The following is a 7,336-nucleotide window of genomic DNA, read 5'->3' on the forward strand; positions in this document are numbered from 1 at the left end:
ACAACATGGAATAAGTCATTGAATTTAATAAAGATAAATTAAAACCAAGCCCCAAAAGGGTTATTTCTTGTCATTCTACTATTTCCGATAATAACATTTATCGGAAATAGTAGAATGAAATATGCGCCCTAAATTGATGTTTAAATCCGATTTGATACTTATAGATAGCCAACCTAAATTGATGTTTAAATCCGATTTGATACTTATAGATAGCCAACCTAAATTGGTAAACGCACTTAGTTATAATAATGATTAAACTTGGTCACTTTGGCTTATTGTTGTGCTTGTCTCAACATGGTGACTAATGATTGATTGTAATGAGTCTTGAAGACGCTCAATCGATTACATCCTTCTTATTCTAGAGCACACTCTCTAATATGTTCTTGAGTTCAACTAAAGAATGAGCTTGGTAAGTTGGTTTGATATGTTCTGGATGTGTTTCATTATGATGGTTGATCCAGCAGGTATCCAGTTCGGCGTTGATGCCTCCTTGTATGTCTGATGCTAAAGTATCGCCAACCATTAACACTTTGGACCGATCAGGATTATCCATAAGGGTTAACGTGTGGTCAAAAATCAAACGGTTTGGTTTGGCGATACCAATCTGTTCGGAAATAACAACGGGAGAAAAATACCGATGAAAGCCAGTTCTTTCTAAACGGGTTTGCTGGAGCTGGGTAAAGCCATTGGTGATAATAGCCATATTCACCTTCTGGCTTTGCAGATAGTCAACTAGCTCTTTGGCTCCTGGTAGTGCTTGGCAAATCTCAGCCATGGACTCTAAAAAATCATGGTTTAACTGTTGTGCCGACACAGACAATTTATCGGCCCATGTTTGAAAGCGTCTCGTTTGTAATTGCTCAGCAGTAATAGCCTGGTTTTGATATTCAACCCATAAAGGTTTGTTGATACTTTGATAGTCTTTAAAGTCCCATTCGGTAAATTCCACCCCATATTTTGCCATCATGTGCACTAGGCCAGCAAAATTATCAAAATGAAACAAGGTGTCATCGGCATCAAAAATGATCCATTGATACATGAGTTCAATCTCCTTTGATTAAATCGGTTAATGTCCCTAGAAGTGTTCTGGGTGGATAAAAGGTGCAAGGCAAAGAATCAAAGCCTGAGTATAAATACTTTCGCGGTTTTCCGCTTCGTTGGTAAATAAGCCGATTGCACCACCTTTTTGCTTGATGTTAACGGTGCCAAATAGGTCGTCCATCACATCACCAAGCTCTTCACCAGACACCAATCGAGTGTAAATTGAATGTGGTAGCGGCAAACTAGCAGAGCGATTAGTCACCATTTTTCCCGTTTTAGCTAAGATGGTCACGTAAGCGAAGGTGACTGCGCCCTCCTCGAATTGATCAACACCGCCCTCCATTGCCACAAAATAATCCACAGTATTTTCGTCCATGACATTGGCGTCTTGTTGGTGACTTTTCTGTTGATAGCAAAATTGTGCACGATTTTCTGAACCTAAACGCGTTTCGGCCTCTGTCATGGGTTGATCTGCTACACCTGATGGTGCTGACATTTCTTCACAGTGAATAGTGTGATCTGGAAACGCTTTGTTAAAAGCTTGATAAGCCGCACTTATTTTGACAGGGTTTTTGGAGGCAACGATGATGCGAATAACGGTATTATTCATAATAAAGGTACCAAATTTATTTAATTTATTACTCTAATTAAGGCGTCGTAATCTAACCAGCAACAACAAAAGAGCGATATATAAAAAAACCGTGATGTCCCTCTTTGAAACAGTCACGGTTTTTATTTTACAGTAAGCAACTTATCGAATACTAAACTTGGGCTTTAATAATCGGAGTCGGACATTCAACATCCATATTTTGTGCACGATGCCTTAATAAGTGATCCATTATCGTCAGTGCCAGCATGGCCTCCGCAATGGGAGTGGCGCGAATGCCAACACAAGGGTCGTGCCGGCCTTTAGTAATCACGTCAATGGCTTCCCCTACGCGATTAATGCTTTTTCCGGGGATCGTAATACTGGAAGTAGGCTTTAATGCCATGTGAACAATAATATCCTGTCCAGAAGAAATGCCGCCTAATATGCCGCCAGCGTGATTTGACAAAAATCCTTCTGGTGTCATTTCATCACGATGCTCACTCCCTTTTTGTTCAATAACACTAAAACCATCGCCTATTTCCACCCCTTTCACTGCGTTAATGCTCATCATGGCTTTCGCAATATCAGCATCTAAACGATCAAAGACCGGCGCCCCTAGACCTGGCATAAGGTTCTTGGCGATGACGGTAATTTTTGCTCCAACAGAGTCGCCCTCGCGACGTAAAGCTGTCATATAGTCTTCAAGAGCTGAGACCGCATCAGGATCTGGGCTAAAAAAGCTATTGTCATAGACCTGAGTTAAATCTTTTACCTCCAGCTTGACTGGGCCAAGTTGAGAGAGAAAACCTTGAATTTCAATGCCAAACTGTTGTTTCAGGTATTTTTTCGCAATGGCGCCTGCCGCTACTCGCATGGCCGTTTCACGCGCAGAAGACCGACCACCACCTCGATAATCACGAAAGCCATATTTCTGATCATAGGTGTAGTCGGCATGCGCTGGACGGAATGTATCTTGGATATTACCGTAATCACGAGAACGCTGATCTGTATTCTCAATTAATAGACCAATCGGTGTACCAGTTGTCTTGCCTTCAAAGACACCTGATAGAATCTTCACTTCATCAGCTTCTCGACGCTGGGTTGTGTGCTTGGAGGTTCCCGGTTTACGACGATCTAAATCTTGCTGTAAATCAGCTTCGCAGATTTCAATGCCTGGTGGGCAACCATCAACGATAGCACCTAGTGCTAGACCATGACTTTCACCAAAGGTGGTGACTTTAAAAAGGGTTCCAAATGTATTGCCAGACATAATGTTACTTTTGCTCGCGTAGTAATGTGTTAAGTTGTTCTTTGGTTAATACAAAGACCCCATTGCCGCCCCGCTCTAATTCCACCCACAAAAAGGGAACGTCAGGGTAAGCAGCCTGCAAAGCGACTTCAGTATTACCCACTTCGTATACCAATATACCGTTATCATGTAAATAATGCGCGGCTTGCGACAAAAACGCATGGGTAAATGTTAATCCGTCATCACCAGACGTAAGGGCAAGCTCGGGCTCGTTATGAAACTCTGCCGGTGCACGATTAAAATCCTCGGCGTCCACATAAGGAGGGTTACAAATAATCAGGTCATATTTTTTGCCATGAAGGCTTTTAAACATATCCGAGTGGATCGCAGTAACTCTGTCTTCTACCTGATGAAACTCAATATTTTCTTGAGCAACCGCCAAAGCCTTTTCACTAATATCACTGATATCGACTTGTGCATCCTCAAATACTAAAGCCGCAGCAATCCCCAAGCACCCAGACCCGGTGCACATATCTAAAATATTCAGAGGGTATTGCGTAAGCCAAGGTGAAAATTCCTTCTCAAGCAATGAGACAATGGGGGAACGAGGAATCAATGTATCTTTACTAACTTTGAAAGGTAATCCCATAAACCAAGCCGTACCTAATAAATATGGCAAAGGCTCACGTTGCTTAATACGCCTTTCAACTAATTTAAGAATGCGTTTTTTTTCATCATAAGTCAGAGCGCAATCCAACATATCGCGATGAAAATCGAGAGGAAGCTTTAACACCCCCATAACCAAATGGAGCGCTTCATCCCAAGCATTATCCGTACCATGACCATAAAAAAGATCACTATGTTCAAATCGGCTATAAGTCCAGCGAATAAAATCTTTAATACTACTTAGATCGCGAATGGCGGACTGTCTATTGCTCATACTATCTTCTTCACTATCATCTGATGACCACTTTTAATGGGTAAATAAAAAGCCGCATTATAGCCTTTATTACTTATTGTCTCTATCTTTGCCTTGGATCTGCTTCATGGTTCGAGCAATCTCTTGGAGTGTTTGGTCTACTGCTTGTCGATGCTGTTTATCCACCGATCTTTGCTCTTCTTGTAAGGATTTGACTTGCTGTTTAAGCGTTGAATTCTCTTCTTTAAGGCTTGAAATCAAATGATCTTGCTTCGCTAAATCAACCTCATGCTGATCAAGGTTTAGACGCAATGCTTCTTTTTCTGAGCGTTCTCGCGTTAGCTGATTGTTAATCACTTGATGATGAGAATAAACATCATCATAGCGCTGTTGAGTAAGCTTAAGATGTTCATTTAACTGCGTATTCATAACCTTCAATGACTCTCGCTCTTCTAAAACTGCGTCGTAGGCGTCTTGCAACTCACACAACGCCAAACTTAACGAGGAATATTGTCCTTCTGTAGCCGAGAGCCTTAAGGCATATTGAGCTTCAGCATCGAGCATTTTTTCATCAAGCAGTCGGCCTAATATCTGCGTAACATCGCGAGAAAATCGGTTAAAAGAAGGCGCTAGACTAGAGCCTAACTCTTTAAGCTGATGCTGTTGGTGCTCTTTATACAGCTCCTCCCACTCAGAAATCGCATTCATTAAGGTTGTGTTCGAGCATTTACGACCATCTTTATCAAGAAAGTAATCCGCGATGCGAGGTATATTGGGAAACTGGTTTTTTTCGAGCAGCTCCCAGCAAGCTTGATGAATCTCTTCCCGAGCAATATTTGCCTTACGAGCCATCCCCACCTCCTATCTCTTCTGATGAAATAAATTATATGAACGTTTTACAACAAATGATCAATTCCGTCATTATATTATCTTTTTTACGAATAAAGAATAGCATTTACTTCTCTCCATTACACACTACAAAGCAAGGGCAATAAAAAACCCCAAGAAGGGGCTTTTAAAAGGTAGGTGTCGATAAGTGGTCTTTAGTTTAGCTTAGCGTTACTAAGTAACTTTGCAGCAAACTCAACGCCAAATTTTTTGGCAAACTCATCTAACGGATCTTGCTTAGGCCCATAGATCACTTGTTTGTCGTTAGGGAATTGTGAGTTTAATACATCATTAAGACTCGCTAGGCCGTCAATCAAGCCTATTTTTTGCGCTTGCTGGCCGGTAAACACCATTCCCGAAAAGACATCGTTTGTGATTTTTAATCGATCACCCCGTCCCGCTTTTACAGCATCAATAAATTGCTGATGGGTTTCATCCAAGATCGCCTGCCATTTTTCCTTACCTTCTTTGGTCATAGGGACAAAAGGATCTAGAAAGTCCTTATTACGACCCGCTGTAAAAGTTCTACGTTCAACTCCAAATTTTTTGATTAAGCCACTTAAATCAAAGCCAGAAGAGATCACGCCGATGGAACCCACCAAACTTGCTCTATTGGCATAAATTTTATTAGCTGCTGAGGCAATATAGTAGCCCCCCGATGCAGCCATATCCTCTACCACCACAATAATAGGAATAGATGGATACAATTTTTCTTTTTGACGAATAGCATCGTAAATAATACCGGCCTGGACAGGGCTGCCACCAGGACTGTTCATATCGATGACCACGCCTTTTAGATTGGGATTTTTATAGGCATCATCTAAAATATCCACGTATTCATTTCCATCGATGTCTGCACCACTGCCAATAACCCCATCCATTGGAATGATGGCCACCGTATTTTGCCCAGTCACATTGGTATCTAAGGCGGAGCGACCAAACCATAAACCCATTATGCACAATAAAATAATTAAACTGGTAAAACGGAAAAAAATCTTCCAACGACGAGCACGTCTTTTTTCAATCACATTATCACTTAGTGTTTTCTCTAATAAGCGCCAGAGCTGTTGATTATCATCCAGTTTAGTCTCAGATGATTTGCCGTTATCGCTTTCTTTATCGCTATTGCTATTTTGCCCAGCATTGTCCTCTTCAAACAATTCGCCTTGTTGATTCGTTAAATTTTGTTGGTTCTTTTTATCTTCTTCTTCGGTCCAGCTCATGCTTTATTTCCCTAAAATGGAAGCTAATTGATATAAATTGTCGACAATCGTTTGTGGCTGACAAGATGCTAAACGCTTTTTGTCATGGGCACCATAAGACACGCCAATACTGGCTACTCCGGCGGCCCTGGCCATATTAAGGTCATATTCGGTGTCGCCAACCATTACCGCGTCTTCTGGCAATACATTAAGCTCTGCTAGGATTTGCTCCAGCATCATCGGATGAGGTTTCGATAAAGCCTCATCTGCACAGCGCGTCGTTGCAAAATAATGACCCGTTTCCGTGAGTGACATAATACGATCTAGCCCACGACGAGTTTTTCCCGTTGCCACTGCCAACAAAACACCCTGCCCCTTCAACTGCTCGAGGAGCTCGAACATCCCGTCATAAGCTAAAGGGGGACTTTGGTCTGCTTGCACATATAAACGTTTATAATGCATTTTTATCTTGTCTAATGTGTCAACTGGGAGTTCAGGCCAAACAACCTTAATCCCCTCATCTAAAGATAAACCGATGATATTTTGTATATCATGAAACTCTCTTTTAGGTGCCATGGCGTGCTCTGCGGCTTGCAACATACAACTACAGATCTTATCAATGGAATCAAATAAGGTTCCATCCCAATCAAAAATCACTAACTTAACCATAGATACCCCTTAAGAATAAATCGCCGAAAGTGTACCATAGCGGGAAAATCAAACATAAGGATTCACAATGACAACAGGCTATACTTTAGAAGCGCTATCAATTGATCAAACAGCCACTTACACCAAAACCGTGACTCAAGAAGACGTACAAAGTTTTGCCTACATAACAGGCGATACCAATCCTGTTCATTTAGATGCTGATTTCGCAGCCACTACAAGTTTTGGCAAACCGATTGCCCACGGCATGCTTTCTGCTGGATTTATTTCTGCGGCGATTGGCACAAAGCTACCAGGACCTGGATGCATCTATTTGGAGCAAAACCTTAAGTTCAGAGCACCTGTTTATATTGGACAAGAAGTCACAACAACCATTACGGTGGCAGAAATTAATGAACGTCGCCGCCGTGTAACACTAAAAACAACCTGTGAGTGTGATGGCAAAGTTGTTGTATCTGGGGAAGCCATTGTAATGCTGCCTGCCGCCAAATGAGAGCAAAACAAGGCTTATCGACTTTTCTTTGTGGATAAGCCAACCTGAGAGCTTCGAACGATACGAAAATCAAAAGGCGACTGAACCATTTCGGTCGCGTTTTTCTTATAACAAAAAAACAGATTTGAATAATAAAAATAATGAGCAATATAAACAATGTGTCTTATAAACGACTAGGTATATTATGCGAGTCGATTGCTTGACGCCTCCCTACATGATCACTTATCGTTTTTACATAATGATAATGTATTTAGTCTACAATCAGGCGCTTTCATCACAGTCTATTTAC

At 41.5% G+C, this 7,336-nt stretch carries 8 protein-coding genes; 1 reads left to right on the forward strand and 7 read right to left on the reverse strand.

Translation table 11 applies throughout. From position 1 onward, the window contains the following. Positions 1-358: 358 nt before the first annotated feature. The 7 genes from yjjG to JHD45_RS21525 all read right to left on the reverse strand — a co-directional run bounded on the left by yjjG (position 359) and on the right by JHD45_RS21525 (position 6,557). Positions 359-1,039 carry a pyrimidine 5'-nucleotidase gene (gene yjjG, locus JHD45_RS21495; RefSeq protein ID WP_199478646.1) on the reverse strand — a complete coding sequence of 227 codons (681 nt, stop codon included), beginning with the start codon at positions 1,037-1,039 and terminating at the stop codon, positions 359-361. A 36-nt stretch (positions 1,040-1,075) separates the two neighbouring features. After that, positions 1,076-1,651, reverse strand: a complete 576-nt coding sequence (gene yjjX / locus JHD45_RS21500; protein WP_199478647.1) for an inosine/xanthosine triphosphatase — start codon at positions 1,649-1,651, stop codon at positions 1,076-1,078. Positions 1,652-1,802: 151 nt separating this feature from the next. After that, a complete protein-coding gene (gene aroC / locus JHD45_RS21505; RefSeq protein WP_199478648.1) occupies positions 1,803-2,900 on the reverse strand; it encodes a chorismate synthase in 1,098 nt (365 codons plus the stop codon). Between the two features lie 4 nt (positions 2,901-2,904). Further along, the gene (gene prmB, locus JHD45_RS21510) at positions 2,905-3,819 is read right to left on the reverse strand and encodes a 50S ribosomal protein L3 N(5)-glutamine methyltransferase (RefSeq protein WP_199478649.1); all 915 of its coding nucleotides are present in this window, start codon (positions 3,817-3,819) and stop codon (positions 2,905-2,907) included. A gap of 69 nt (positions 3,820-3,888) precedes the next feature. Further along, entirely contained in the window at positions 3,889-4,650 is a 762-nt protein-coding gene (locus tag JHD45_RS21515; RefSeq protein WP_199478650.1) for a hypothetical protein, read from the reverse strand. 191 nt (positions 4,651-4,841) lie between these two features. Continuing rightward, entirely contained in the window at positions 4,842-5,909 is a 1,068-nt protein-coding gene (sppA, locus tag JHD45_RS21520; RefSeq protein WP_199478651.1) for a signal peptide peptidase SppA, read from the reverse strand. Positions 5,910-5,912: 3 nt separating this feature from the next. Then, entirely contained in the window at positions 5,913-6,557 is a 645-nt protein-coding gene (locus JHD45_RS21525) for an HAD-IA family hydrolase (RefSeq protein WP_199478652.1), read from the reverse strand. A 67-nt stretch (positions 6,558-6,624) separates the two neighbouring features. Here JHD45_RS21525 and JHD45_RS21530 point away from each other — a divergent pair, with 67 nt between their 5' ends. Further along, entirely contained in the window at positions 6,625-7,047 is a 423-nt protein-coding gene (locus JHD45_RS21530) for a MaoC family dehydratase (RefSeq protein WP_199478653.1), read from the forward strand. The last annotated feature ends 289 nt before the right edge of the window (positions 7,048-7,336 follow it).

It is taken from the genome of Marinomonas spartinae (genome assembly GCF_016461715.1).
Classification (GTDB): domain Bacteria; phylum Pseudomonadota; class Gammaproteobacteria; order Pseudomonadales; family Marinomonadaceae; genus Marinomonas; species Marinomonas spartinae_A.

Coding starts and splice junctions, on each gene's coding strand:
- sppA (WP_199478651.1), bottom strand. CDS start 5,909: ATGAGCTGGACCGAAGAAGAAGATAAAAAGAACCAACAAAATTTAACG.
- JHD45_RS21515 (WP_199478650.1), bottom strand. CDS start 4,650: ATGGCTCGTAAGGCAAATATTGCTCGGGAAGAGATTCATCAAGCTTGC.
- JHD45_RS21525 (WP_199478652.1), bottom strand. CDS start 6,557: ATGGTTAAGTTAGTGATTTTTGATTGGGATGGAACCTTATTTGATTCC.
- yjjG (WP_199478646.1), bottom strand. CDS start 1,039: ATGTATCAATGGATCATTTTTGATGCCGATGACACCTTGTTTCATTTT.
- aroC (WP_199478648.1), bottom strand. CDS start 2,900: ATGTCTGGCAATACATTTGGAACCCTTTTTAAAGTCACCACCTTTGGT.
- yjjX (WP_199478647.1), bottom strand. CDS start 1,651: ATGAATAATACCGTTATTCGCATCATCGTTGCCTCCAAAAACCCTGTC.
- JHD45_RS21530 (WP_199478653.1), top strand. CDS start 6,625: ATGACAACAGGCTATACTTTAGAAGCGCTATCAATTGATCAAACAGCC.
- prmB (WP_199478649.1), bottom strand. CDS start 3,819: ATGAGCAATAGACAGTCCGCCATTCGCGATCTAAGTAGTATTAAAGAT.